Origin of the sequence: Bradyrhizobium sp. CCGUVB23 (genome assembly GCF_024199885.1) — a bacterium.
Classification (GTDB): Bacteria; Pseudomonadota; Alphaproteobacteria; order Rhizobiales; family Xanthobacteraceae; genus Bradyrhizobium.
The window spans coordinates 8,171,590-8,196,793 of the sequence record NZ_JANADQ010000001.1; the positions used below are offsets into that span (position 1 = coordinate 8,171,590).

Annotated in this window: 23 protein-coding genes and 1 tRNA gene; 8 read left to right on the forward strand and 16 right to left on the reverse strand. The window is 64.6% G+C overall.

Features of this window, described 5'->3' with window-relative positions:
- Positions 1-19: 19 nt before the first annotated feature.
- From NLN62_RS38070 to pepT, 13 genes are all read right to left on the reverse strand, one after another.
- A complete protein-coding gene (locus NLN62_RS38070; protein ID WP_027527441.1) occupies positions 20-1,006 on the reverse strand; it encodes a cation diffusion facilitator family transporter in 987 nt (328 codons plus the stop codon).
- A 2-nt stretch (positions 1,007-1,008) separates the two neighbouring features.
- Positions 1,009-4,227, reverse strand: coding sequence for an efflux RND transporter permease subunit (locus NLN62_RS38075; RefSeq protein WP_254112152.1), 3,219 nt, complete (start codon positions 4,225-4,227; stop codon positions 1,009-1,011).
- Positions 4,220-5,191 (reverse strand): divalent metal ion exporter adaptor subunit IhpB, encoded by a 972-nt coding sequence (gene ihpB, locus NLN62_RS38080; RefSeq protein WP_254112153.1) that lies wholly within the window; start codon positions 5,189-5,191, stop codon positions 4,220-4,222. Before ihpB ends, NLN62_RS38075 begins: the two co-directional genes overlap by 8 nt.
- The gene (ihpA, locus tag NLN62_RS38085; RefSeq protein WP_254112154.1) at positions 5,188-6,462 is read right to left on the reverse strand and encodes a divalent metal ion exporter subunit IhpA; all 1,275 of its coding nucleotides are present in this window, start codon (positions 6,460-6,462) and stop codon (positions 5,188-5,190) included. Before ihpA ends, ihpB begins: the two co-directional genes overlap by 4 nt.
- A 56-nt stretch (positions 6,463-6,518) precedes the next feature.
- Positions 6,519-6,875, reverse strand: coding sequence for a hypothetical protein (locus tag NLN62_RS38090; RefSeq protein ID WP_027527437.1), 357 nt, complete (start codon positions 6,873-6,875; stop codon positions 6,519-6,521).
- A gap of 70 nt (positions 6,876-6,945) precedes the next feature.
- Positions 6,946-7,248, reverse strand: a complete 303-nt coding sequence (locus tag NLN62_RS38095; protein WP_063621826.1) for a hypothetical protein — start codon at positions 7,246-7,248, stop codon at positions 6,946-6,948.
- 275 nt (positions 7,249-7,523) lie between these two features.
- Complete coding sequence (locus NLN62_RS38100; RefSeq protein WP_254112155.1) at positions 7,524-10,769, reverse strand: efflux RND transporter permease subunit; 3,246 nt, start codon at positions 10,767-10,769, stop codon at positions 7,524-7,526.
- Positions 10,766-12,223 (reverse strand): efflux RND transporter periplasmic adaptor subunit, encoded by a 1,458-nt coding sequence (locus NLN62_RS38105; RefSeq protein WP_027527436.1) that lies wholly within the window; start codon positions 12,221-12,223, stop codon positions 10,766-10,768. The genes NLN62_RS38100 and NLN62_RS38105 overlap by 4 nt, the downstream gene beginning before the upstream one ends.
- On the reverse strand, positions 12,220-12,627 hold the full coding sequence (locus NLN62_RS38110; RefSeq protein WP_027527435.1) for a FixH family protein: 408 nt from the start codon (positions 12,625-12,627) through the stop codon (positions 12,220-12,222). Before NLN62_RS38110 ends, NLN62_RS38105 begins: the two co-directional genes overlap by 4 nt.
- 116 nt (positions 12,628-12,743) lie before the next feature.
- Positions 12,744-13,121, reverse strand: a complete 378-nt coding sequence (locus tag NLN62_RS38115; protein ID WP_254112156.1) for a hypothetical protein — start codon at positions 13,119-13,121, stop codon at positions 12,744-12,746.
- Between the two features lie 67 nt (positions 13,122-13,188).
- Positions 13,189-13,803, reverse strand: coding sequence for a class I SAM-dependent methyltransferase (locus NLN62_RS38120; RefSeq protein ID WP_254112157.1), 615 nt, complete (start codon positions 13,801-13,803; stop codon positions 13,189-13,191).
- Positions 13,804-13,942: 139 nt separating this feature from the next.
- Positions 13,943-14,143 carry a GDCCVxC domain-containing (seleno)protein gene (locus tag NLN62_RS38125; protein ID WP_254112158.1) on the reverse strand — a complete coding sequence of 67 codons (201 nt, stop codon included), beginning with the start codon at positions 14,141-14,143 and terminating at the stop codon, positions 13,943-13,945.
- An 86-nt stretch (positions 14,144-14,229) separates the two neighbouring features.
- Positions 14,230-15,477 (reverse strand): peptidase T, encoded by a 1,248-nt coding sequence (gene pepT, locus NLN62_RS38130; RefSeq protein WP_027527432.1) that lies wholly within the window; start codon positions 15,475-15,477, stop codon positions 14,230-14,232.
- A 343-nt stretch (positions 15,478-15,820) separates the two neighbouring features.
- Here pepT and NLN62_RS38135 point away from each other — a divergent pair.
- Positions 15,821-15,897: transfer RNA gene (locus NLN62_RS38135), tRNA-Asp, on the forward strand.
- A 99-nt stretch (positions 15,898-15,996) separates the two neighbouring features.
- Here the strand turns inward: NLN62_RS38135 and NLN62_RS38140 are convergent.
- From NLN62_RS38140 to NLN62_RS38150, 3 genes are all read right to left on the reverse strand, one after another.
- Entirely contained in the window at positions 15,997-16,200 is a 204-nt protein-coding gene (locus NLN62_RS38140; protein ID WP_254112159.1) for a hypothetical protein, read from the reverse strand.
- Positions 16,201-16,325: 125 nt separating this feature from the next.
- Positions 16,326-17,621: an MFS transporter gene (locus NLN62_RS38145; RefSeq protein ID WP_027523790.1), complete on the reverse strand. Its 1,296-nt coding sequence runs from the start codon at positions 17,619-17,621 to the stop codon at positions 16,326-16,328.
- 45 nt (positions 17,622-17,666) lie between these two features.
- Positions 17,667-18,857 (reverse strand): aromatic ring-hydroxylating dioxygenase subunit alpha, encoded by a 1,191-nt coding sequence (locus NLN62_RS38150; RefSeq protein ID WP_254112160.1) that lies wholly within the window; start codon positions 18,855-18,857, stop codon positions 17,667-17,669.
- A gap of 174 nt (positions 18,858-19,031) precedes the next feature.
- On the opposite strand from NLN62_RS38150, the gene NLN62_RS38155 reads away from it, so the two are divergent.
- From NLN62_RS38155 to NLN62_RS38185, 7 genes are all read left to right on the forward strand, one after another.
- The gene (locus NLN62_RS38155; RefSeq protein ID WP_027523792.1) at positions 19,032-19,547 is read left to right on the forward strand and encodes a MarR family transcriptional regulator; all 516 of its coding nucleotides are present in this window, start codon (positions 19,032-19,034) and stop codon (positions 19,545-19,547) included.
- A 194-nt stretch (positions 19,548-19,741) separates the two neighbouring features.
- Complete coding sequence (locus tag NLN62_RS38160; RefSeq protein ID WP_254112161.1) at positions 19,742-22,003, forward strand: TonB-dependent siderophore receptor; 2,262 nt, start codon at positions 19,742-19,744, stop codon at positions 22,001-22,003.
- A 22-nt stretch (positions 22,004-22,025) separates the two neighbouring features.
- Positions 22,026-23,162 (forward strand): PepSY domain-containing protein, encoded by a 1,137-nt coding sequence (locus NLN62_RS38165; RefSeq protein ID WP_254112162.1) that lies wholly within the window; start codon positions 22,026-22,028, stop codon positions 23,160-23,162.
- Complete coding sequence (locus NLN62_RS38170; RefSeq protein WP_254112163.1) at positions 23,159-23,368, forward strand: hypothetical protein; 210 nt, start codon at positions 23,159-23,161, stop codon at positions 23,366-23,368. Before NLN62_RS38165 ends, NLN62_RS38170 begins: the two co-directional genes overlap by 4 nt.
- A 264-nt stretch (positions 23,369-23,632) precedes the next feature.
- Positions 23,633-23,998 (forward strand): NADH-quinone oxidoreductase subunit A, encoded by a 366-nt coding sequence (locus tag NLN62_RS38175; RefSeq protein ID WP_008136158.1) that lies wholly within the window; start codon positions 23,633-23,635, stop codon positions 23,996-23,998.
- Positions 23,989-24,579: an NADH-quinone oxidoreductase subunit B family protein gene (locus tag NLN62_RS38180; RefSeq protein WP_027523794.1), complete on the forward strand. Its 591-nt coding sequence runs from the start codon at positions 23,989-23,991 to the stop codon at positions 24,577-24,579. Before NLN62_RS38175 ends, NLN62_RS38180 begins: the two co-directional genes overlap by 10 nt.
- Positions 24,580-24,590: 11 nt before the next feature.
- The gene (locus NLN62_RS38185; RefSeq protein ID WP_027523795.1) at positions 24,591-25,202 is read left to right on the forward strand and encodes an NADH-quinone oxidoreductase subunit C; all 612 of its coding nucleotides are present in this window, start codon (positions 24,591-24,593) and stop codon (positions 25,200-25,202) included.
- The last annotated feature ends 2 nt before the right edge of the window (positions 25,203-25,204 follow it).

Below are 25,204 nucleotides of genomic sequence, written 5' to 3' on the forward strand. Positions count from 1 at the left end.
GCCTCCAGACGACGCGCCGTCACACCACGTTGTCGGGCGCCAGCGCGCAGCCATTGTCCTGGCCGGTCTCGATCTGGATCGTCGTATGGCCGATCCGGTGCGAGGTTTTCAGGAGCTGCGCGGTCTCCATCAGGAAGGCGTCGCCGGGGTGACCGCCCAGCATGACGAGGTGGCAGGTCAGCGCCGTCTCGGTGGTAGAGATCGGCCAGACGTGCAGGTCGTGAATATCGGAGACGCCGGGCCGCTGCATCAGCAAGGCTTTGATGGCGTCGAGGTCGGTGCCCCGCGGCGCGGCGGCCATCGACATGTCGATCGAGCTGCGCAAGAGGCCGGTCGTGCTCCAGAGGATGACGGCGCAGATCAAAAGGCTCGCCAGCGGATCGAGCCAGAGCCAGCCCGTCCACATGATCAGCGCCGCCGAGATGACCACGCCGAGCGAGACCGCCGCGTCTCCCGCCATGTGCAGGAACGCGCCCTGGATGTTGATGTCGTCCTTGCGGCCACTCGCGAACAGCATCGCGGTCGCGCCGTTGATGAGGATGCCGATGCCGGCGACGATCATCACCGTGACGCCGGCGACCGGCTCAGGCTCGCGCAGGCGCAGGATCGCCTCCCAGCCGATCGCGCCGGTCGCGACCAGGAGGAAGACGGCGTTCGCGAGGGCCGCAAGGATGGTCGAGGCGCGAAAGCCGTAGGTGAAGCGGCCCGTGGGCGCGCGCCTGGCCGCAACCGATGCACCCCAGGCCATGACGAGGCCGAGCACGTCGCTGAGATTATGGCTGGCGTCGGCGAGCAGGGCGGTGGAATTGGCGACGTAGCCGTAGACGCCTTGCGCGATGACGAGCGCGGTGTTCAGCGAGATGCCGATCGCAAACGCCCTGCCAAAACTTGCGGGCGCGTGGACATGCGCACCGTGGCCAAGGCCGTGGCTATGACCGTGGTCGTGCCCGGCATGGTCGTGGTGGTCATGGTGATGATGGCCGGCATGGTGGTCGTGCTTGTCCACGTCTACCGCTCCCCGGAATCGGCGTGCGCCAAATCAGAACCCATTTTAGGCGTTTCGCGGACGCCGTCACGACGGAACAGCACGTAGAGCGCCGGCAGGACCAGGAGCGTCAGCACGGTCGAGGAGATGATGCCGCCGATCACGACGGTCGCGAGCGGCCGCTGCACCTCGGCGCCGGCGCCGGTCGCAAGCGCCATAGGCACGAAGCCAAGCGAGGCGACCAGCGCGGTCATCAGCACCGGGCGCAGACGTGTCAGGGCGCCTTCGCGGACGGCCAAGACGAGAGGCTTGCCCTCGCTCCGCAGCCGCTCGATGAACGCGATGATGACGAGGCCGTTGAGCACGGCGACGCCGGACAGTGCAATGAAGCCGACGCCGGCGCTGATCGACAGCGGGATGCCGCGCATCAGCAGCGCCGCGATACCGCCCGTGAGCGCCAGCGGCACGCCGCTGAAGACCAGCAGCGCATCCGCCGCCGACCCCATGCTCATGAACAGCAGTAGGAACACCAGCAGCAGCGCCACCGGCACGACGATGGTCAGCCGCTTGGTCGCCGAGACAAGCTGCTCGAACTGGCCGCCCCAGCCGATCCAGTAGCCGGGCGGCAGCTTGACCTTCTGCGCAACAGCATCCTGCGCCTCGGTGACGAACGAGCCCAGATCGCGCTCGCGGACGTTGGCCGCGACCACGACGCGGCGCTTGCCGTTCTCACGACTGATCTGGTTGGGACCCGGCGCAATCTCTACGGCGGCCACCGAGGAGAGCGGTACGTAGCGTAGCGGCGCGCCGGTTGTGCCCGCCCATGCCGTCCTGGTCAGTGCCGCACCATCCGGTCCGGGCGGCAGGGAAATGGGAATGGCCTTGATCGCATCAAGGTTGGCACGCAGGTTTTCCGGCAGGCGAACGACGATATCGAAACGGCGATCGCCCTCGTAGAGCTTACCGGCAGGCTTCCCGCCGACCGCGATCTCGACGACGCTCTGCACGTCGCCGACGCTGAGGCCATAACGCGACAAGGCTTGACGGTCGAGCTTGACGGTGAGTATCGGCAGGCCCGCGACCTGCTCGGTCTTCAGATCGGCTACGCCATTGATACCGCGCAGGACGGACTGCACCTGCTGCGCAATTCCAAGCAGGATGTCGAGATCGTCGCCGAATATCTTGACGCCGACGTCGCTGCGTACGCCCGCGATGAGCTCGTTGAAGCGCATCTGGATCGGCTGCGTCATGCCGTAGCTCGAGCCCGGCAGCGTGTTGGCGACGCGATCGAGCTCCTCGACGACATCAGCCTTGGACTTGCCGGGGTCCGGCCATTGCTCCCTGGGCTTCAGCATGACGTAGGTATCGGCAGCGTTGGGCGGCATGGGATCGTTGGCGACCTCCGCGGTGCCGAGCTTGGAGAACACGGTGGCGACCTCGGGGACCTCTTTGAGCGCGCGCTCGAGCCGGAGCTGCATCTCCACGCTCTGCGTCAGGCTGGTGCCGGGGATCCGAAGCGTCTCGATCGTCACGTCTCCCTCATCAAGGCTGGGAATGAATTCGCCGCCCATCCGGGTTGCCGCAGCCAGGCTGCCGGCAACGACGAAGAAGCAGGCGAGGGCTACGCCGACACGGTGACGGATGACCCGGTCGAGAAGCGGAACGTAGATCCGCTTCGCCGCTCGCATGAAGATATTTTCTTTCTCCGAGACCTTGCCGCGGACCAGGATCGCGATCGCGGCAGGAACGAAGGTGACCGACAGCAGGGCCGCGCCGGCCAGCGCCATCAGCACCGTGAGCGCCATCGGCGTGAACATCTTGCCCTCGGTGCCGGTCAAGGTCAGGACCGGGAGATAGACCACGGCGATGATCAGCGTGCCGAACAGGCTCGGCTGGATCACCTCGCTGGCGCCCGCCCGGATCGTCTCGGTCCGCTCCGTGACCGACAGCAGACGACCGCGCGTGTGTTGTTCCTGCGCAAGCAGGCGGAGGCAGTTTTCGACGATGATGACGGCACCGTCGACAATGATGCCGAAATCGATTGCACCCAGACTCATCAGATTGGCGCTGACTTTGGCTCCGACCATGCCGGTGATCGTCAGCAGCATCGAGAGCGGAATGACGCAGGCGGTGATCAGCGCCGCGCGGATGTTGCCGAGAACGAGAAACAGGACGGCAATGACGAGGGCGGCCCCCTCCAGCAGGTTCTTCTGAACGGTCTCGATCGTCGCTTCCACCAGATGCGTACGGTCATAGACCGCCCGCGCGACGACGCCGTCCGGCAGCGACTTGGCGATCTCGCCAAGCCTGGCCGCGATCCGCTGCGCGACCGAGCGGCTGTTCTCGCCGATCAGCAGCATCGCGGTGCCCAGCACGGTCTCCTTGCCGTCCACGGATGCCGCGCCGGTCCGCAGATCCTTGCCTTCCTGGACGTCGGCGACGTCGCGAACGCGAACCGGCACGCCGCCGCGGGAGCCGATCACGACGTCGCGGATCTCCTCGATCGTTGCGACCTGGCCGGGCGCGCGGACCAGATATTGCTCGCCGTTGCGCTCAATGTAGCCGGCGCCGACATTGGCGTTGTTGGCGGCGAGGGCGCTCAGCACATCCCGGAAGCCGAAATTGTAGGCCATCATCCGGCCGGGGTTTGGAAGCACGTGGAATTGCCGTTCATAGCCGCCGATCGAGTTGACCTCGACCGCCCCAGGAACAGTACGGAGCTGCGGCTTGATGATCCAGTCCTGGATGGTCCGGAGTTCGGTGGGCGTGTATTCGCGGCCGCTCGCGGATTTCGCGCCCGGCTCGGCACTGACCGTGTACATGTAGATTTCGCCGAGACCGGTCGATATCGGTCCCATCGCGACCTCGGTCCCTGCGGGCAGTTGATCCTTCACCTGCTGGATGCGCTCGCCCACGAGCTGGCGGGCGAAGTAGACGTCGGTGCCTTCCTGGAACACGACCGTGACCTGGCTCAGGCCATAGCGGGAGATCGAGCGCGTATAGTCGAGCCTTGGCAGGCCTCCCATGACGGCTTCGATCGGAAAGGTAATGCGCTGTTCGGCCTCGAGCGGAGACAGGCCTGGGGCGTTCGTATTGATCTGGACCTGGACGTTGGTGATGTCAGGGACCGCATCGATCGGCAGACGCGTGAAATTCCAAACGCCGAAGATCGCGGCCACGAGCGAGAGGAGAACCACCAGCCAGCGCTGTTGAAGCGAGAAGGCGAGGCTGCGTTCAATCATGATCGGCGTCTCCCTTGCCCATCTCCGCCTTCACGACGAAGCTGTTTTCGGCAACGTAGCGCTCGCCGGCCGACAGCCCCGCCTTGATCTCGACGTAGCGCGGATCGGACTCGCCGAGCTCGACCGGGCGGGCCTCGATCTTGTCGCCGTCCTCGCGGACGAAGACGATGGTCCGGTTTTCCAGCGTCTGGATGGCGCTGGCTCGAACCGCCACGGCGACGTTACGCGCGGCGAGGATCAGCCGCGCGGTGACGAAGAGGCCCGGCCGCAGGCGTCCGTCGGCGTTCTCCAGCACGACGCGCGCCAGCGCGGTCTGGGTCTCGCTGACGCCGACCGGGGCCAGATAGGAGATCGCGCCCCTGATCTCGCCGCGGCCGTCGTCGGGATCGATCAGCACCTCGTCGCCGAGGCGCACGCGCTTGATGTCCTGGCGATAGATCGAGAGGTCGACCCAGATCGTGGAGAGATCGGCGACGACGAAGGCCGGCTTCTGCTCGGAGGCGTATTCGCCGAGCGAGATCTGCCGGTCGATGATCGTGCCGCCGATCGGCGCCTTGAGATCATAGGCCGTCAGGCTCTGGTTGCTTTCGATCGATGCCAGGAGGTCATCCCTGGCGACGGTATCGCCGATCCGCTTGCGGATCGATTTGGCGATGCCGGGGAAGCGCGGCGTCACCTGCACCACGGCCTCCTGGTTGGCGCGCAGCACACCGTTGAAGGAGAGGGTGTCGGTCAGCGTCGCGCTTGCGGCTTCCGCGAGCGCGACGCCCGCGGCGGCGAGCTTGACGTCGGAGATCCTGATGCGGTCGGCGCCATGCTCGTCCTGCTCGACATGCTCGTTCGCCGGCTTCTTCTCGTGCGCCTGCTCCGTCGTCTCGACCCTGGCGGGTGCGAGCATGGCATAGCCATAGGCGCCGAGCGCGGCGGTGATGAGAGCCACGAGGATGGTTGAGGATGTCTTCATCTGGCGCTCTCCCGGGCGAGCGTGAAGGGATTGCCGACGAGACCTTCGATGGTCGCGACCGCGGCGTGGAAATTTTGCTGCGCTTCCTGCTCGCGCAGCCGCGCCTGCGTCACGCTTGCCTGCGCATCGAGCACCTCGAGCAGCGTGAAGCGGCCCTGGCCGTAGCCCTGCGAGATCGCCTCGGCGGCCTCCTGGGCCTTCGGGATCGCGGTCTCGCGCAATATCGCGAGCTCGCGCAGCGATCCTTGCAGCGAGTCGTAGGCGCGGCCGGCAATCACGATCAACGCGTTGCGATTGGCTTCGCGCTCGGCTTTCGTCCTGGCGAGACTTTCCTGCGCCGAGAGGATGTTGCCCTGGTTCTGGTCGAACACGGGGATCGGCACCGAGACGGTGAGGCGTACCGCGTCGTCATTGGTCTCGTTGAAATGACGCCAGCCGGCGGCGATCCGGACGTCCGGATATGGCTTCAACCGCGCCAGCAGCAGCTCGGCATTTCGCTGGGCGTAGACTGCGGTCCAGCGCACAAGTTGCGGGTTGGCGTCGATCGCGGCAACCACCGACTGAAACGAGGGCGGACGGCCCATGGCGTCAAGCCGTCCGGAGACGTCGGCGAATTTCGGCGTGGGATCGCCCATCAGCAGGGCGAGCTCGCGCCGGGCGCTGGCAAGCGTCGCCTTGAAGCGCTCGCGGTCGGCCTTCACCAGCGCGGAGGCGACCTCGGCCCGGCCGGTCTCTGCGGGTGAAGACGCGCCGGCCTCGACACGGCGGCGGAGCAGGGGTGTCAGGCGATCGATCGCGGCGACCTGCTCGTCGAGGATCTGGATGCGGCGCTGGGCGCCGAGCACACTGAGGAAGGCGATCGCCGTCTCCGACAGCACCTCGAGCCTGACAGCCTTGCGCTGGATCGCGGCGACCTCGACACCGGCGCTACCCGCAGCGATGCGTGCCTCGCGCTTGCCGAACAACTCGAACGCCTGGCTGATCTGGAGCGTGGTTTCGGCCGATTTTGTCCCGCGGTAGATGCCGGAGCCGAAGGAATTGTCCTGCTCGTAGGAAAGCTCGGGATTGAGCAGCGCGCCCGCCTGGATGCGCTGGCCGGTGGCGATGCCGACGTCGCGCTCGGCGGCCGTCAGCCGTGGGCTGGCGGCCAGCGCGCGCGTCAGCGCGCTGCGCATGGTTAGGGTCTGGGCCTGCGCGGCCAGCATGAGCGGCCCGCCGATGAGAATCGCCGTCGCGCACGCCAAGCGCGCGGCAGTTCGCCTGCAAAACATGGAATCGACCTGTGAAGGATGAAGCTAGGAGGCGCGCGAGCGCCCGACCAATCCGTTCAGGCAATAAGTTTGGGAGGCGGGGAGTCCGTATCGAGCACCACGCCGGCGATGGCAGGCAGGCGCGGTGGCTCGGGAGCGGCGACGAGCGCAGTCAGGGTCTCGGCCTGCGCCGGCTGCGCAACCGTCACCGAGAAGCAGCCATGGCAATGATGGCCGGCGAACGCCTTGTTATGGCCGGCGGCCCCGTCCAGCACGGAGGCGATCTCCGCCTTGCTGGAGGGGTTGGTCACATCGAGTTCGTGCGCGCCGTGCAGCAGGCACGACAGCAGGTAGATGGTTGCGACGAGCACGGCCAGCAGCCCGCGCAGATGGCGCGTGCGAAACATCCCGAATGGCCAGCGGATCGCGGACACGAGGTCACTCTCGTTGCGGTTCGTGTCCCGCCTAGCACGCCTGCGGGAACAGTGTCGACCCGCAACATTGTTACGTCCCGAGAATAAACGCCGCAGCGACGACAGCCTGTCGCGATTGGTTCTCACGTGCGGGTGTGATCAGGACCTGCGCGTCAGGCTGATGCGATACGACGGTGTCGGCCGCCGCCGCCAGCTGCGGAACGGTGCAGCCATCACTCGCTTCGACCGTCACCGCGACGTGGCAGCTCGCTTCCATCGCCAGTTCCAGCCATTTGATGGCTTCATCGATCCATTGATCGTGGTGCTCGGGATCGGCGAGCGCCTTTTCCCGGAATGCGTTTGCCTGGTTCAGGCACGCCGTTCTGCGATCCACGCCGCTCTCCCGCTCCTGGAGGTTCCACCCCGACCGCATCTTTGATGATCCGCGCGACGGCGTCGTTAACATAGGAGAGCCAAAGCTGCGCAAAAGCAGAAGTCCCCAGCTTCCCGGGGGTGACCGGGCTCGGGCCTTTGTGCTCACAATCATCTTCCTTGGGACTTGCGCGGATGGCGACCGTGTCGGGCAACCCGCGCCTAGCGCCGTGGGCTCGGGTTTGGCGGGGACCGGCCAGCCTTGATCGTGGATGAATCGAAGGTCAGGGGCCGGCTTCATCGTGCGACGCCGCCGATCGCATGGCCGGTCGGTATCGGAACAGGCGCGGCTCGGCGCCTCTGTTCAGGTTCTGGAGTTAGCAGCGTAGCATCCGCGATATCGATTGGCGGCTGCACGTTTCCGCCGCCGCCGGACGGCAGCCCAAATCCCTTGATCAATCCGAAGATCGCGGGGATCACGATCAGCGTCAGCAGCGTCGACGAGATCATGCCCCCGATCATGGGGACCGCGATGCGCTGCATGATCTCGGAGCCCGTGCCGGTGCTCCACATGATCGGCAGGAGCCCGGCCATGATCGCCACCACCGTCATCATCTTGGGCCGGACGCGCTCGACCGCGCCTTCCATGATCGCCGCGTAGAGATCGTTGCGGGTCATTGTGCGACGCTCGCGGGCGCAGTGCGCCGTGGTTTTAGCGAAAGCCTGGTTGAGATAGATCAGCATGACGACACCGGTCTCGGCGGCCACGCCTGCAAGGGCGATGAAGCCGACGGCGACCGCGACGGAGAGGTTGAAGCCGAGCCACCACATCAGCCAGAGGCCGCCCACGAGGGCGAACGGCAGTGAGAGCATGACGATCATGGTCTCGGTGACCAAGCGGAAGTTGAGGTAGAGCAGGAGAAAGATGATCAGCAGCGTCACCGGCACGACGATCTTGAGCCGCGCAGTGGCGCGTTCCAGATATTCGTACTGTCCGCTCCAGACCACGTAAGAGCCTGCTGGAAACTGGATGCTCGCCTGCACCGCGCGCTGTGCATCAGCGACGTAGCCGCCGAGGTCGCGGTCGCGGATGTCGACATAGATGTAGGTCGCGAGTTGCCCGTTCTCGGTCCGGATCGATGTCGGCCCGCGCGCGGGCGTGGCGCTTGCAACCTCGCCGAGCGGGACGGCGCCGCCGGCCGGCATCGGGACGAGGATGTCGCTCTCGATCGCCTTCGGATTGTCACGAAGATCGCGCGGATAGCGCATGTTGACGGTGAAGCGCTGTCGGCCCTCCACGGTCGTCGTCACGGTTTGGCCGCCGAGCGCGGTCGCGATTGTGTCCTGCACGTCCTGCACCATGATGCCGTAGCGCGACAGCGCCTCCCGGTTCGGCGTGATTTCGAGGTAGTAGCCGCCGAGGCCGCGCTCGGCGTAGGCCGAAGAGGTGCCGGGGACCGCCTTCAGCACCTGCTCGACCTGCCGGGCAAGCTTGTCGATGCCGGCAAGGTCGGTGCCGATGACCTTGACGCCGATCGGCGTGCGGATGCCGGTGGAGAGCATGTCGATGCGCGCCTTGATCGGCATGGTCCAGGCGTTGGATACGCCGGGAAATAGCAGCGCCTTGTCCATCTCGGCGATTAGGCTGTCGATCGTCACCCCAGCGCGCCACTGCTCCTTCGGCTTGAGATTGACCACAGTCTCGAACATCTCTGGCGGCGCGGGATCGGTCGCGGTGGCCGCGCGGCCGGCCTTGCCGTAGACCGAGGCGACCTCAGGGAACGAGCGGATGATCCGGTCCTGGGTTTGCATCAGTTCGGCCGCCTTGGTCACCGAAATCCCCGGCAGGGTGGTCGGCATATAGAGCAGGGTACCCTCGTTTAGGTTCGGCATGAATTCGGTGCCGAGTTGCCGCGCCGGCCAGATCGAGGCGGCGAGCACGCCGATCGCGAGCAGGATCACCACTATCTTGGCGCGCAATACCCCCTTGATCACCGGGCGATAAATGAAAATCAGGAAGCGGTTGATCGGATTTCTGTGCTCCGGGATGATCCTGCCGCGGACGAAAATCACCATGAGCGCCGGCACCAGCGTGACGGACAGCAGCGCCGCCGCCGCCATCGCAAAGGTCTTGGTGAAGGCGAGCGGGCTGAAAAGCCGACCTTCCTGCTGCTCCAGCGTGAAGATCGGCATGAACGACGCGGTGATAATGAGGAGGCTGAAGAACAGCGCCGGGCCCACCTCCGATGCTGCGTCGATGAGGATCGCGACGCGCGAGCGGCCGGGCTCGGCGCGCTCCAGATGCTTGTGCGCATTCTCGATCATGACGATGGCGGCGTCGATCATGGCGCCGATCGCGATGGCGATGCCGCCGAGGCTCATGATGTTGGAGCCGATCCCGAGCAGCTTCATGGCCCCAAATGCCATAAGCACGCCGACAGGAAGCATCAGGATGGCGACGAGGGCGCTGCGGACGTGCAGCAGGAACGCGATGCAGACCAGCGCCACCACGATGCTCTCTTCGACGAGCGTGTGCCTGAGCGTCTCGATCGCCGCCTTGATGAGATTCGAGCGATCGTAGACCGGGACGATCTCGACCGATTTCGGCAGGCTGGTCGCGATTTCCTTGAACCGCTTCTTGACGCTCTCGATCACGTCGAGCGCGTTCATGCCGAAGCGCTGGAGCACGATGCCGCTCGCCACCTCGCCCTCGCCGTTGAGCTCGGCGATGCCACGGCGCTCGTCCGGCCCGAGCTCGACGCGGGCGACGTCGTGCAAGAGTACGGGCGTTCCGTTCTCCGCCTTCAACACGATGTTGCCGAGATCGTTGATACTCTTGAGGTAGCCTTTGCCGCGAATGACATACTCGAATTCGGAGAGCTCGACGGTGCGCCCGCCGACGTCGGCATTGCTGGCGCGGATGGCGTCGCGCATCTTCTGCATGGTGATGCCGAGATCGCGCATGCGCTGTGGATCGAGGATGACGTTGTACTGCTTCACGAAGCCGCCGACGCTTGCGACCTCCGCGACGCCTTCGGCCTTGGCGAGCGCGAATTTCAGATTCCAGTCCTGGATTGTCCTGGTGTCCGCGAGGTTCAGCTCCTTGGACATCACGGCGTATTGGTAGACCCAGCCGACGCCTGTCGCGTCCGGGCCGATCGTTGGCGTAACGCCGGCGGGCAGCCGGGGCGCTGCGCTGTTGAGGAATTCCAGCACCCGCGAGCGCGCCCAGTAGATGTCGGTCCCGTCCTCGAAGATGACGTAAACGAAGGAGACACCGAAGAAGGAGAATCCGCGCACCACCTTCGATTTCGGTACCGTCAGCATCGCGGTGGTGAGGGGATAGGTGACCTGATCCTCGATCACCTGGGGCGCCTGTCCGGGATATTCCGTGTAGACGATCACCTGGGTGTCGGAGAGGTCGGGAATGGCGTCCAGCGGCAGGTGGATCAGCGCATAGAGGCCTGCAGCGGCGGCGAAGCCCGTGCCGAACAGCACAAGGAGCAGGTTGCGCGCCGACCATGCGATGACGCGCGCGATCATGGCTTGCCTCCCACGGTCTTGTCGTCGGAGGGATCGGTACCTTGCGCCTTGCCAGGCTCGGTAAATCCCTTGAGCGCGGCTTTCAGGTTGCTCTCGGCGTCGATCAGGAAGTTGGCCGAGGTGACGACTAATTCGCCTGCGGTGACACCATCGGTGATTTCAACGAAGCCACCCCCGCGACGGCCGAGCTTGACCTCGCGCGGCTCGAAGCGGCCATCGCCCTTGTCAATCAGGACGGCTTGGCGCGTGCCGCTGTCGAGGACAGCACCTTCCGGCACGGCCAGGACCGGGCCGGGTGTGCCAGTTTGAATCTCCGCGTCGACATACATTTCGGGCCGCAACACCTCATCCGGATTTGGTACTTCGACACGGATGCGAGCGGTGCGGGTCTGTGCGTTCAGGTGCGGATAGATCAGCGCCACCACTCCGGTGAAAGTCCGGTCAGCCAGAGCGCGCGGCCTGATCGTCACGTTGCTTCCAACGGAAACCTGACTGAGATCGCGTTCCGCGACGTCGATGACGACCCAGACCAGGCGGTGATCGGCGATCCTGAAAAGAACGTCGCCCGGTCCCGCGCGCATCCCGTTTACCGCGTTACGCTCGAGTATTTCGCCTTCCTGCGGAGCGATCCAGGGGATGGATAGCGAGATTTCGCGCGTGCGTTCGAGCTCCCTGATGGCCGACTCCGGCGTAGCGAGATTTTCCAGTCTGCGGCGGGCACCCTTGAGCGCTTGGCCGGTTGCGCCGGCATTAATGGCGGAAAGATATTCGGCCGCAGCACTGGATAGCGCCGGGCTGTACACGTTCATGAGCGGCTGCCCCTTATGGACATGGTCCCCAGTTGTGACGTTCGCGACGCTTTCGACGAATCCCTCGAAGCGCAGGGCGACCACTGAAACGCGCCGCTCGTCTTCCTGAACTCTTCCCGGTGCGCGGATCACCGACTTGACGGGGTGCTGCACGACCGGCTCGGATTTGACGCCTGTGCGCTGGATCTTGCCCGGCGACAGCTTGACCGTCCCGTCGTCGCTGTCGTCATCCTCGTAGACCGAGATGTAGTCCATCCCCATCGAGTCCTTCTTCGGCACCGGCGAGGTGTCGGGCAGGCCCATCGGGTTGCGGTAATATTTGATCTTGCGATCGCTCGTATGATCGCTGTTGGCGTCGGCAGCCTTCGTGTCCGAAGGCTGATCGGGCTCGTCGAAGCTGATATCCGCGCCGGCAGGCACGGCGCGGTAGTCGCGGCCATCCGGCGTCTTCTTTGGCGTGAGCGAGTAGAACGGCTTGCCGTCCGGATCCCGGAAATAGATCGGTGCGCCCGCATCTGCCGCGCGCGCGGCGGATGAAAGGTGGTCGGCGTCGAACTGCGGGCGCGCACCGATGCCGGCCAACAGCGCGACACCTGCCGCTGCGAGAATCGCAGCGGCAGTGCCCATGGCGGCGAGGCGGGTCATTTCTCGGCCGTAACGACGAGCTTGTTTTCCACCGTGCCGGTTTCGCCCTGCACCTTGGCGCCGAGCGAAAGCTGCCAGCGTCCGGCCATGCCAAAATTGGCCTTGAACCGGTAGGTCCCCGGCTCCGTGCCCGGCATTGCCGTGACCTTGGTGACCATCTCCTGCATGCCGTCCGGGGCCATGTCGAGCCGGCTGGCGAAGATCACCGCGTCGGGCACCGCCTTGCCGGTAGTCTTGTCGACCAGCCGCACCGTGACAATGCGATCGGCGCCGGCCTTGACGGTCGGCTGAACGAGCTGGAATTCGTAGTTCTTGATTTCGGCATGTGCCGTCAGGGTGGTTCCTGCGAAGGCAGCACCGATCAGCGCAGCCTTAGCGGCGCGCGCAACGTTGGAAGTCGTCATGAATTCAATTCCTCGATAGGTCTGGTGAGCCGCCACTGCGACGTGCAGCAAGGCGGCATGCGACGATGCGCGTGCCTCTGCAGGCACGCGTCAGCGATCAGGCGCTTCCGCGCCGGTCAGACGTCGGTTCGAGGAGGATGGTCGGGGGGCTTTGCCGCGAGCCCATCGCGCAGGAGATCATCGCGCGGCGCAAGCGCGTTCCGCCGCGGATGCCGCTCGATAAGCGAGCTCGCTCCGGAAGGAGCGGGGAGCGTGAGGTTCAGCATGCACAGCGCCACGAACGGACAGGTGTCGCAGTTCTTGCTCTTGGTCTGGTCCGGGCAGCAGGGCATTTCTTCGGACACAGCCTGCATGTCATCCGACATCACCTGCATGATATTGCCGGCGCCGCCGGACACCGGCATGGCAGATGCCGGCGTCGACAGCGGCGAGAGCAGAAGCCCGACCGCGACGAGCAGCATAACCAGGCCGTTGATGAACCGTTTTGGGTGCATGCGCGTTTGTTGCACGTCGTTGCGGAACCTGTAAACCGGGGCGACATCACGATGTCGACAAACGTGGTCAGCGCGGCGCTGCCTGCCCTTCATACATGAATGCCATCGGTTTCGGTCCCGGTGCATAGCCGAGATGGAGGTCTTCGACGGCGAATCCGTTGCTGCCGATCAGGTCGGCAATGGCGCGATTGAGATGGCAGCCGCCCGAGAGGCGCTTCCAGGGCGGGGTCAAACGATCCTGCCACCATTGCACGCGCGGCTCCGGCGCGCGGCCATGCTCGACGAACAGGAACTTTCCGCCAGGCCTCAGGACGCGCCGCGCTTCCAACAATGCGCGACTGACGTCCGGGATGCTGCACATGGTCCAGGTCGTCACCACCGTGTCCACGCTCGAATTCTCCAGCGGAATTGCCTCCGCCGAGCCTTCGATCAGCTCGAGCGGTGCCATGCTCTTTCGGCTGGCATCGCGCGCGATCTCCAGAAGCTTTGGTGACGGATCAAGGCCGATGACCTCGGTCACATCAGGCCCGTAGAACGCGAGATTGAGCCCGGGACCAATTCCGATCTCGAGCACGCGGCCGGTCGCGCCGGAGGCAACGCGTGTTCGATACGGCACGAGTTGGGCCTGGCGCATCGCCAGATGCGTCAGCCAAGGCACGATCCTGTCCTGGTAGAAGCCCATGCGAGATCCTCGGACGCTTGGCGCGGTCTAAGGCGCGATGAGATTTGGATGAATCGTCATCGCACTTTAGGTCATTGTTTGAGCATGATAACCGCTTCGCATTTTGCGCTAACGCGGCCCTTCGGGTCCGGATCATGGCTTAGGAACAGCAGTCACCCGCCTGGACGGGTGGACAGGGGACCGATCCGAACGAGCAGAATACGCAGCAATCGCCCACCTTCGGTTTCAGCCTCCTGCCGCAGCTCTTGCAGTCATAGAAGAACTGGCAGGCGTCCGTCGGCATGGCCTCGCGCATGCGATGGCCGCATTCCGGACAGGTGAGAGTCGATTCAAGCTGCATTCGCGATGAACTCCAGGGCCGGTCGTAAGTCCGGTCGTCCCAGCACCCGACAGCAATCGTCGTGGCCGCATCCAAGGCCGAACGGCCTACGCCCGTTCCTCCCAGATCATCGCGAGATGCACGATGGTCTGCACTGCCTTCTCCATGTCCTGCCGGCTGACCCATTCCAGCCGCGAGTGAAACGCGTGCTCGCCGGCAAAAATGTTGGGGCAGGGCAGGCCCATGAAGGAGAGGCGCGAGCCGTCGGTGCCGCCGCGGATCGCTGTGCGCATCGGGCGTAGCCCGGCGCGGCGGATCGCTTCGATCGCGTATTCGAGGATATGCGGGTGACGGTCGATCACCTGCTTCATGTTGCGGTACTGCTCGCGCACCTCGAACTTGTAGGTCGAGCGCGGATAGTCTTTCATGACATCCTTGACGATACCCTCGAGCAGCGTCTCCTTCTCCTTCAACCCTTCCTCGGTGAAGTCGCGCACGATGAAGGAGAGCGTGGCCTGCTCCAGCGCGCCGGAGATGCCGATCGGATGCAGAAAGCCCTGCTTGCCCGAGGTGGTCTCGGGCGAGCAGCCTTCCCTGGGCAGGCGCTCGACGATAGCGGCTGCGATCTTGATCGCATGCTCCATCTTGCCCTTGGCGTAACCGGGATGGGCGCTGACGCCGGTGATGGTGATGGTCGCGCCATCGGCCGAGAAGGTCTCATCCTCGACGCTGCCGGCGCTTTCGCCGTCCATGGTGTAACCGAAGTCGGCCCCGAGCTTCTTGAGATCGACATTGTCGACGCCGCGGCCGATTTCTTCATCGGGCGTGAACAGGATCTTGATGGTGCCGTGCTTCACGTCGGGATTGTTGATGAAGAAATGCGCGGCATCCATGATCTCGGCAACGCCGGCCTTGTTGTCGGCGCCCAGCAGCGTCGTGCCATCGGTGGTGACGATGTCGTTGCCGATCTGGTTCTTGAGCGCGGGATGCTCGGCGAAGCGGATCACCTGGGTGGGATCGGCTGACAGCGTGATGTCGCCGCCGCGATAATTCTTCACGACCTGCGGCTTGACGTCCTTGCCCGAGCAGTCGGGCGAGGTGTCCATGTGCGAGCAGAAGCAGATCACCGGCACCTTCTTGTCGGTGTTGGACGGGATCGTCGCATAGACATAGCCGTAGTCGTCGAGATGGGCGTCTTCGACGCCCATCTCCCTGAGCTCGGTGACGAGCACGCGGCCGAGATCCTTCTGCTTCTCGGTCGAGGGCGATGTGGGGGATTCGGGATCGGACTGGGTGTCGATGGTGACGTAGCGCAGGAAGCGCTCGGTCACGGTGTGGGTAAAGGTGAGGGGCATTTCTTCTCGTAACCGCCGGAGTCGGATGAGCTGGCGGTATACCAGAAAAGCGTCATTCCGGGGACCGCGTGTCGCCGCGCAAGGAGGCGTGATCAGGCTTAATGAAGCGTAGGCCTCGGATCGATTCCAGAAGTTCCCCCGGTGGCGGGCGGCCCGTCCGCGCGGGGATTGGGCGGCTTCCTGCCGCCCGACGATTCGGGACCCGGCTTGACGTTGGCATCCGGGGCTGGATTCGGTGAAGTCTCGCAGAAACACCCGATGTTTACGGGAGAGGCGCAACGTCCTTGACTTCACCAGATCGCGCCTTTAAGTCCCCCTCGTTCCGCATGGCTTTGCCCAGCACGCGGGAGTAGCTCAGTTGGTTAGAGCGCCGGCCTGTCACGCCGGAGGTCGCGGGTTCGAGCCCCGTCTCTCGCGCCATTGAATCAATGGCTTAGCCCTAAATTCTCCACAAAACGCCGCAAACGAAAAAGCCGCCCGGAGGCGGCCTTGGCGTCTGTCCGAAACGGACCTTTTTCCTTACCGGATCTCCGACGTACCCGAGCTCGTCACCACCACCGGCTTGCCGGCCTTGATCGTGTGGGTGGCCTGGGCGGTCTCGCTGAGGTCGACGCTGGTCCGCGCCGCGATCCCGAAGGCTGCCACTGCGATACCGGCCACCAGCGCCACCACCACGATCTTCAGGTGTGTCGCACGATCGGCAGAGTGAATGGAGTGGTTCATCTGGGCCTCCCGACGGGCTTTCCCGCCCGTCTGTTGGCCCACCTTCTAAGGACGATCTGTTTCCGGATGGTTTCGCGCCTTCGGCAAAATGGTTTCATTTGCCAGGTTTCGTCCGGAGGGCCGTTTCAGGCCGCCGCCCGGGCAATATCGGTCCGGATCGTCCGGGCAGCCCGCAGGAAGAGGAGGGCACCCACGGTGGTCGTGACCGCCGCCGACAGCAGGGAGTAGCGGACGGCGTCCGCGCCGAAGCCGGCTTTCAGCGCGTCGTTGATCACGCCGACGATGAGCGGGCCAAGCCCCTGGCCGAAGCAGGTTGCGGTCAGGGCAATGAGGGCCGAGGCGAGCGCCCGCATGCTGGGCTTTGCCACCGTCTGCGCGATCGCAAAGATCGGCCCGAGATGAAAGCCGACCAGGAACGAGGTCAGCGCCAGCATCGCGACCATGGTCGCGAAATCCTGCGTCAGCATGCACAGCGCGAACACGGGGCCGGCCAGCCCCGAAGTCACCGCGGGTGCCCACAGCTTCCAGCGATCGTCGCGGCGGCTGACCTGCGCCACCACGAAGCCGCCGAGCAGCGTGCCCGCCATCCCGGCGAGCCCCTTGAAGGTCCCTGCATAGGTGCCGATCTCGGCGCTCGACAAATGGTGCACGCGCGCCAGGAACGGCGGGATCCACGCCGCGGTTGCGTAATTCGTATAGGTCGTGAGGCAGAAGCCGATCAGCACGACGATGAAGCTCTGCTGGGAGGCGAGAAAGCGCAGCGTCGGTCCGAGCGGCTCGGGCGTGAACGTTTCCTGCATGGCGCCGCGCTTCGGCTCGGAGATCGTCAGCCACAAGACGGCGGCAAGGAGGATGCCGGGCAGGCCCGCGACGTAGAAGGCCATGCGCCATCCATAGTGCTGGTTGACATAGCCGCCGACGAAATAGCCGAGGAACACGCCGAGATAGGTGCCGATGGCATAGATGCCGAGCGCGCGGGGCCGCTCATTCTTGGCAAAGAGATCGGCGACGATCGATTGCGAGGCCGGCGAGCCTGCGGATTCGCCGATGCCGACGCCAATCCTGGCAAGCGCCAGCGAGGTCACGCTCGTGGCCATACCGCACAGCGCCGTCATCGCGCTCCAGAACGCGAAGGCGAGCGCGACGATGTTGCGCCGGTTCAGCCGGTCGGCCATGCGCGCGATGGGAATGCCGAGCAGGGAATAGAACAGCGCGAAGCCGAAGCCAGCCAAAAGACCCATCATGGTGTCGCTGAGTTGAAACTCCTTCTTGATCGGCTCGATCAGGACGTTGAAGATGGTGCGATCGAGGAAGTTCAGCGCGTAGATGATGGTGAGCAGGCCCAGCACGTAATAGCGCCGCGCGGACGGCTTTGCGGCGGCGGCCGCCGGCGTCGGCACGTCTGACGTCACATCGACCATCGCTTCCCCCGATACGTCTATTTTGTTGTCGTTGGTACGTCTCGTCTAGGCGTCGCGGATGTAATTCCCTGCTTCGAATGCGACCGGCGGCGCGCTGCGATCGAAGGAGACTCCGATCGGGTCGCGGCCTGCGGCGAGTGCCTCGAGTTGATCGGTCAGCATGCGCCGGATCATCAGGATGCCGCGGTCGCTCTGGCCAAAATGCTCCTCGGAGTGGATGGTCACCGGGCCCTGGCCGACCTGAGCCTCATAGTCGCCGGGAAACTGCTGGTGCTCGGCCTCACTCATGTCCCACCAGAATTTTCCGTTGAACTTCGAGCGCATGCGGCCGATGTCGCCGGCATTCTTCACTCGGCCGGCGACATAAATGCGGAAAGAAATGTCGTCGATCGGGAGCACCCAGCCGATCGATTCGACGCGGGCGAACTGCGCGACGCGCGGGTTCGGCACGACGCGTAAGGTCGGCAGCGCCGCCTCGCTGACGCGGTAAAACACCTTGCCGTCGTCCTGCTTGCGCTCCGAACGCACGAGGACCCCGCGCGGCGATTTCTCGAACTTCACCTCCGGCATCGAGGCCATCATGTTGGTGAATTGCGGGCCCGAGAACGAGCCGTGCAGCACCGGCACGTGGTAGGGATCGACCACGTTCTCGAAATGCTGGAGCCAGTTGCAGGGGATGATGGCTGGTCCCCCGCCGCCGATCGAGGAATCATCGGCCTCGACGAGTTCACCCTCGTCCATGGTCTCCAGGCATTCATAAGCCGGCAGGACCGGGCGTTTCTCGGCGGGGCCCATATAGGCGAAGATCAGCCCGTAGCGTTCCTGGACCGGATACCAGGGCTGGCGCACCTTGTCCTTGAACTGCCCGCCGTCGGGCTCGCAGGGTTGCTCGAGGCAGTGGCCTTGCGCGTCGAACTTCCAGCCGTGATAGCAGCAGCGGATGCCGTCCTCCTCGACCTTGCCGTAATACAGCGTGGTGCCGCGGTGGCAGCAGCGTGCGTGCAGCAGGCCGGGCCGGCCGTGCTTGTCGCGGAACAGGACGAGGTCCTCGCCGAGCGCGCGGACTTTCCTGGGCGTATGGGTGGCGTCACTAACGAGACCGACGGGGTGCCAGTAGCGGCGGAGCAGTTCGCCCATCGGCGTGCCGCGCGCGACCGAAGTCAGCTCGGTGCGCGTGCTTGCTTCCCGCATCGCGTAGGCCGTGCCGAGATCGCGATCCCGCTGGGTGATGGTCATGATGCTCCTCCCGCCTGCGGCTCGCCGGCCGCCAGGTCGTGTTCTTGCCCGTTGAGGCAGTCAACGATAGATCGATGACAGTGTCAACGATCTTGCGAATGCCTCTGACAATCATTTTAACCACCGGTCCTTGCGCCCCTTGGCAGGCCGTTTGTTTGTTGGCAGAGGTGGCGCATGAGCCAGAAGCCGAGCAGGGGCGGGCGAATGCCGCCTGACGTTGAGGACGAGGCGCCGCCGGCACCGATCACCGTGATGCTGTCGTCGCGGCTGATGGTGCTCGCCAATCTGCTCAGGCGCGGCGCCATCCTCCGCTACAAGCGTCTCGTCGGACTGAATTCGGTGGAGTTCGGTCTCGTCGCCTCGCTCGGCCGGCGTCCGCCGATGAGCGTGGCGCGGCTCGCCGAAGCCGTCGGTCAGGACAAGGGGCAGATCAGCCGCGCACTCGCGGGCCTGTCGTCACGCAAGCTGATCGCGAAAACGGCCAATCCGCACGACAGTCGCGAAGTGCTGATCTCGCTGACCAAGGCGGGACTCGCCGCCCATGACGCGATCGTTGCCAGCGCGCAAGAGCGCAATCGGCGCCTGCTTGAGCAATTGAGCAAGGACGAGCTCGATACGCTGCTGGTGCAGATCGATCACCTGACGGTCACCGCCGAAGCGATGTTAGAGGCGGAAAAGGATCCCGACTGATCGCCGCGCCGATTTTCGAAGCGCCCATTTTGGAAGAGTTCTTGGAGGATCTCTAAGAAATTTTCTAAGAGGTATTCAATTAGGTTTCCCGCACGCGCGCGCTTAAGCGTCGCCGCAACGCATGTCGTCATTCGCACTGACGGCATGGAACAACAAACGTTGCAGGTTGGGGTGGTGCGTTGAACTGTCTTGGAATGCTGCGGTCGGCGGGACTTGCGACCGCGTCCGCTTTGGTGCTGTTGCCGCAAGTTTCGATCGCTCAATCCTCGGGATCCTCGTCGCAGAGCGGTGCGCAAGCCTTGCCGCCGGTTACCGTGGCTTCGCCTGAGCCCCGCCGCCGCGCGGCCGCCGCGGCGCCGCGTCGAACGCCGCGCGCGGCGGCGCAGAGCGCGAGCGAGAGAAAGCCGCAGCCTGAGCGCAACGTCGGATTCGTCGAGACGCCGCGCGGTCCGGTCCACGGCTATGTCGCTAACCGCAGCTCGTCCGGCACCAAGACCAACACGCCGATCATGGAGACGCCGCAATCGGTGTCGGTCATCGGCGCCGAAGAGATCCGCGACCAGAAGCCGAACAAGCTGGATGAGGTGCTGCGCTATTCGGCGGGCGTGCGCGCCGGAACCTTCGGTGCCGACACCCGCAATGACTGGTGGCTGATCCGCGGCTTCAAATCCGACGATGTCGGCCTGTTCCTCGACGGCATGCAGCTCTTCTACACGTCCTATGCAAGCTGGAAGCTCCAGCCCCTCAACATGGAGCGCGTCGAGGTGCTGCGCGGTCCCTCGGCAGTGCTCTATGGCGGCTCGAGCCCGAGCGGCATCGTCAACGTCATCAGCAAGATGCCGCCCAGCGAGCCGATCCGCTACATCGAGACCGGCGTCAACAATTTCGGCAACGCCTATGTCGGCTTCGATGTCGGTGGTCCCGTCGCGACGAGCCCTGAGAACGGAAAGCTGTTCTATCGCGTCGTCGGTCAGGTCCAGAACGGCGGCACCCAGGTCGACTTCACGCCCGACAACAACTACTTCATCGCGCCGTCGGTCACCTGGAAACCGGATGCCGACACGACGTTCACCGTCCTGGCTTCGGCGTCGAAGCAGGATACCCGCGGCATCAACTTCCTGCCGTATCAGGGCACGGTGACCAACGCAGCGTTCGGCCGCATCCCGACGAGCACGTTCCTCGGCGATCCCAGCATCGACAAGTTCACGCGCGAGCAGGAGATGCTCGGCTATCAGTTCGAGCGCAATCTCAACGACAGCCTGACCTTCCGGCAGAATGCGCGGTTTGCGCATGTCGACGTGACCTATCGCGGCCTCGTCGCCAACGGCTATTCCAACGCCACGACGGGCGATATCGCGCGCTACAATTGGTATGCGAAGGACACCGCCAACCAGGCCAATCTCGACAACCAGTTGGAGTATCGTTTCGACACTGGCCTGTTGAAGCACACGATGCTGTTCGGCGTCGATTTGCGGGGCTACCAGATCGACGACTACCAGCAGTTCCAGTTCGGCACCACGCCGTCGATCAATGTCTTCAGTCCGGTCTACGGTCTCAATGTGCCATTTACGAACGGGCCGTTCCGCAACTTCCTAATCACGCAGAAGCAGGCCGGCACTTACCTTCAGGACCAGATCAAGCTCGGCAATTTCACGCTCGTGGTGAGCGGCCGCAATGATTGGGTCGAGACGACCCAGGCCGCTCGCGACACGGGGGCCATAGTCGCCAGCCGCGATGACAGCAGGTTCAGCGGGCGCGCGGGCCTCATCTACAATTTCGACAACGGCCTTGCGCCCTACGTGTCCTATGCGACGAGCTACAATCCGGTCATTGGCCTCAATGCCAACAACCAGTTGCTCCTGCCGGAAACCGGCAAGCAGGTCGAGGTCGGCCTGAAGGTGCAGCCGAAGTGGTTCGACGGTTACTTCACGGTCTCGGCCTTCGACCTGAAGCGTCAGAACGCGCTGACCACCGATCCGTCAAATGCGCTGTTGCAGAACCAGACCGGCGAGGTCACCTCGCGCGGCATCGAGCTCGAGGCGGTAGCCAATGTCACGAAGGAGTTGAAGCTGATCGGCGCCTTCACCAGCTATCATCTCTTCACCAGCAAGGATCTCGATTCATCGCTAATCGGCAAGACGCCGACCAACACGCCTGAGCTCCTGGCCTCGGGCTGGGCCGACTACACGTTCAAGGAGGGACCGCTGGCGGGGTTCGGCTTCGGCGGGGGCGTGCGCTATGTCGGCTCGTCCTGGGCTGACACCGCCAACACGCTCGAGGTTCCCGCCGTCGTGCTCGGCGATCTCGCGCTTCACTACGAATGGCAGAATTGGCGCACCGCGCTGAACGTGATCAACGTGACCGACAAGATCTATGTCGCCAGTTGTGCGTCGGTGACGTCCTGCTTCTACGGCGATCGCCGGCGCGTCACAGCCAGCGTGTCGTACAAATGGTGAGGGCAGGCGAGGGGATCGCGTCGTGAAGGCGCGCACCGTCAGGGTCTGGTCCGTGGTCCACACCTGGACCAGCCTGATCTCGACCGTGTTCCTGCTCCTGCTCTGCCTGACCGGCCTGCCGCTGATCTTCCATCACGAGATCGATGAGCTTCTGGGCTATGCCCCCCGCCCCGAAGCTCATGCGGGCGCGGCGCGTGCGACCACCCAGGAGGTCGCCGACGCCGCGCTTGCAGCCGATCCGGGGCGGGTGCTGCAGTATATCTCCTGGGACAAGGACGAACCCGGGATCGTGTTCGCATTCACCAATAGCGCGCCGGACGGCCCGCCGGACAATGCCACCGTGCGTGCCGTCGATGCGGTCTCGGCCAGGCTGCTCGGACCCGTCGGCGTCGGGCCGATGCTGATCGTGCTCAAACTGCACACGGACATGTTCGCCGGCCAGGCCGGAAAGCTGTTTCTCGGCGCGATGGGGCTCATGTTCGCGGTCGCGATCATCTCCGGCGTGGTGCTGTACTGGCCGTTCACCCGCCGCCTGCGCTTTGCGACCATCCGCGCTTCCGCCGCGCGCCGCGTGGTCTGGCTCGACTGGCATAATCTGATCGGCGTGGTGACGGTTGTCTGGGCGCTGGTGGTCGGGCTGACCGGTGTGATCAACACCTGGGCCGAGCTGATGCTCGATCAATGGAAGGCGACCGAACTGGCGAGCATGGTCGGGCCCTATGCCGGCAAGCCGCCGCCGCTGCGTCTGGCCTCGCTTGACGGCGTCGTCGCCCGCGCCAGGGCGGCCGCACCCGGCATGGACATCGCCTTCATCGCCTTCCCGGGCACCCCGTTCACGTCATCGCACCATTTCGCGGCGTTCATGCGCGGCGATACCGCGCTTACGGCGCGCCTGCTGAAGCCTGTGCTGCTGGACGGGGAGACCGGGGAGGTCGCCGACAGCCGGGCGCTGCCGGTCTATCTCCAGGCGCTCTTGATTTCGCAACCGCTGCATTTCGGCGACTATGGCGGTATGCCGCTGAAGGTGATCTGGGCCGCGCTCGACGTGCTCACGATGATCGTGATCGGCAGCGGCCTCTACCTTTGGCTGGCGCGGCGGCGGAAGCGGGGACCCGCCCGCGCCGACGCATTCGCCAAACGAGCCCCGGTCCCGTCATGATGCATGGCTCGTCCGGCCGCTGGCGTCCGTGGATACGGGTCTTCGGCGCGCCGATTCTGATTGCGGTGGCGACCTCGATCGGCCTGTTGGCGGCGCTGCTCTGGGGCGAGATCGGCAAATATGTCGCTTGGGTGACGGTCGGCTTTCCCGTGCTCGTCATTCCCTGGGCCTGGCTGCGCCGCGGCAGGACAGCAAAGCCGTCCTAGACACCCCGAGACGCGGTCCGACGTGCTCCGCGCGGAGCATCCGCCGACGGCGGGGAGACCGACATGGATGCCCTTGCTGGGGCGGCCGTTCTGCTCCATACCAACCGCGGGGCGATTCCGGGATTACCACTGTTCTGGGGGCGGCAAAGGGCCTAAAAACAGCGCGTCTTGCACCCTTTGGTGCACTGCGCTAAGGCTCAGAACAATTCCAAATTGGGACGAATCCGCGAGCCACCCGAGGCTTGCGGGAAAAAGGGCTCGCCAATGAGCGGCATTCTGCAGAACTATCTTCCACTTGTGGTCTTTATAGGGGTAGCGGGCCTGATTGGCCTCGTGCTGCTGATCGCGCCCTTCATCGTGGCGTTCCAGCAGCCGGATCCGGAAAAGCTGTCGGCGTATGAGTGCGGTTTCAACGCCTTCGACGACGCCCGGATGAAGTTCGACGTCCGCTTCTACCTGGTCGCCATTCTCTTCATCATCTTCGACCTCGAGGTGGCGTTCCTGTTCCCCTGGGCGGTAGCGTTCGGCAAGCTTGGTGCGACAGGCTTCTGGTCCATGGTGGTGTTCCTCGCCGTGCTGACGGTGGGGTTTGCCTATGAATGGAAGAAAGGGGCACTCGAATGGGATTGAACCCTGCCACACAGTCCTCCGGTCCGGTTCTAGCGCCGGCCCCCAAGGGCATTCTCGACCCGTCGACCGGCAAGCCGGTCGGAGCCAATGATCCGTTCTTCCTCGAGGTCAATCACGAGCTGTCCGACAAGGGCTTCTTCGTTGCGGCCACAGACGATCTGATCACCTGGGCGCGCACGGGCTCGCTGATGTGGATGACCTTCGGTCTCGCCTGCTGCGCGGTCGAGATGATGCAGGTCTCGATGCCGCGCTACGACGTCGAGCGCTTCGGCTTTGCGCCACGTGCCTCGCCGCGCCAGTCCGACGTGATGATCGTCGCAGGCACCCTGACCAACAAGATGGCCCCGGCGCTGCGCAAGGTCTACGACCAGATGCCAGAGCCGCGCTACGTCATCTCCATGGGCTCCTGCGCCAATGGCGGCGGCTACTATCATTATTCCTACTCGGTCGTGCGCGGTTGCGACCGCATCGTGCCGATCGACATCTACGTGCCGGGCTGCCCGCCCACGGCGGAAGCGCTGCTCTATGGCGTGCTGCTGTTGCAAAAGAAGATCCGGCGCACCGGCACCATCGAACGCTAAGGTTTTACGTCATGGACGACGGCAAGCTCGACGCCCTTGGGCAAACGATCGTTAGCGCGCTTCCGGGCGCCGCCACCGGTCACGCGGTGGCCTTCAACCAGCTCACGGTGGACGTCGAGGCCGCCAAGATCGTTGAGGTGGTTAAGTACCTCCGCGACGATCCGAACTGCCGCTTCGTCAACTTTACCGACGTGACGGCGGTGGATTACCCGTCGCGCGAGAAGCGCTTCGACGTCGTCTATCATCTGATGTCGCCGACCCTGAACACCCGGATCCGGCTCAAGGCGCAGGCCGATGAGACCACGCAGGTGCCGTCGCTGATCGAGGTGTTTCCCGGCGCCGACTGGTTCGAGCGCGAGACCTACGACCTCTATGGCGTGATCTTCGTCGGCCATCCCGACATGCGCCGCATCCTCACCGATTATGGTTTCGAGGGGCACCCGCTACGCAAGGACTTCCCGCTCACCGGTTTCGTCGAGGTCCGCTACGACGACCAGGAGAAGCGGGTTGTGTACGAGCCGGTCCGGCTCAACCAGGAATTCCGCAAGTTTGATTTCCTGTCGCCGTGGGAAGGGGCGGACTATCCGCTGCCCGGCGATGAGAAGGCGGGGCCGAAGGTCTGATC

Coding starts and splice junctions, on each gene's coding strand:
- NLN62_RS38075 (WP_254112152.1), bottom strand. CDS start 4,227: ATGATTGAACGCAGCCTCGCCTTCTCGCTTCAACAGCGCTGGCTGGTG.
- ihpB (WP_254112153.1), bottom strand. CDS start 5,191: ATGAAGACATCCTCAACCATCCTCGTGGCTCTCATCACCGCCGCGCTC.
- ihpA (WP_254112154.1), bottom strand. CDS start 6,462: ATGTTTTGCAGGCGAACTGCCGCGCGCTTGGCGTGCGCGACGGCGATT.
- NLN62_RS38100 (WP_254112155.1), bottom strand. CDS start 10,769: ATGATCGCGCGCGTCATCGCATGGTCGGCGCGCAACCTGCTCCTTGTG.
- NLN62_RS38105 (WP_027527436.1), bottom strand. CDS start 12,223: ATGACCCGCCTCGCCGCCATGGGCACTGCCGCTGCGATTCTCGCAGCG.
- NLN62_RS38110 (WP_027527435.1), bottom strand. CDS start 12,627: ATGACGACTTCCAACGTTGCGCGCGCCGCTAAGGCTGCGCTGATCGGT.
- NLN62_RS38115 (WP_254112156.1), bottom strand. CDS start 13,121: ATGCACCCAAAACGGTTCATCAACGGCCTGGTTATGCTGCTCGTCGCG.
- NLN62_RS38120 (WP_254112157.1), bottom strand. CDS start 13,803: ATGGGCTTCTACCAGGACAGGATCGTGCCTTGGCTGACGCATCTGGCG.
- NLN62_RS38125 (WP_254112158.1), bottom strand. CDS start 14,143: ATGCAGCTTGAATCGACTCTCACCTGTCCGGAATGCGGCCATCGCATG.
- pepT (WP_027527432.1), bottom strand. CDS start 15,477: ATGCCCCTCACCTTTACCCACACCGTGACCGAGCGCTTCCTGCGCTAC.
- NLN62_RS38140 (WP_254112159.1), bottom strand. CDS start 16,200: ATGAACCACTCCATTCACTCTGCCGATCGTGCGACACACCTGAAGATC.
- NLN62_RS38145 (WP_027523790.1), bottom strand. CDS start 17,621: ATGGTCGATGTGACGTCAGACGTGCCGACGCCGGCGGCCGCCGCCGCA.
- NLN62_RS38150 (WP_254112160.1), bottom strand. CDS start 18,857: ATGACCATCACCCAGCGGGATCGCGATCTCGGCACGGCCTACGCGATG.
- NLN62_RS38155 (WP_027523792.1), top strand. CDS start 19,032: ATGAGCCAGAAGCCGAGCAGGGGCGGGCGAATGCCGCCTGACGTTGAG.
- NLN62_RS38160 (WP_254112161.1), top strand. CDS start 19,742: ATGCTGCGGTCGGCGGGACTTGCGACCGCGTCCGCTTTGGTGCTGTTG.
- NLN62_RS38170 (WP_254112163.1), top strand. CDS start 23,159: ATGATGCATGGCTCGTCCGGCCGCTGGCGTCCGTGGATACGGGTCTTC.
- NLN62_RS38175 (WP_008136158.1), top strand. CDS start 23,633: ATGAGCGGCATTCTGCAGAACTATCTTCCACTTGTGGTCTTTATAGGG.
- NLN62_RS38180 (WP_027523794.1), top strand. CDS start 23,989: ATGGGATTGAACCCTGCCACACAGTCCTCCGGTCCGGTTCTAGCGCCG.
- NLN62_RS38185 (WP_027523795.1), top strand. CDS start 24,591: ATGGACGACGGCAAGCTCGACGCCCTTGGGCAAACGATCGTTAGCGCG.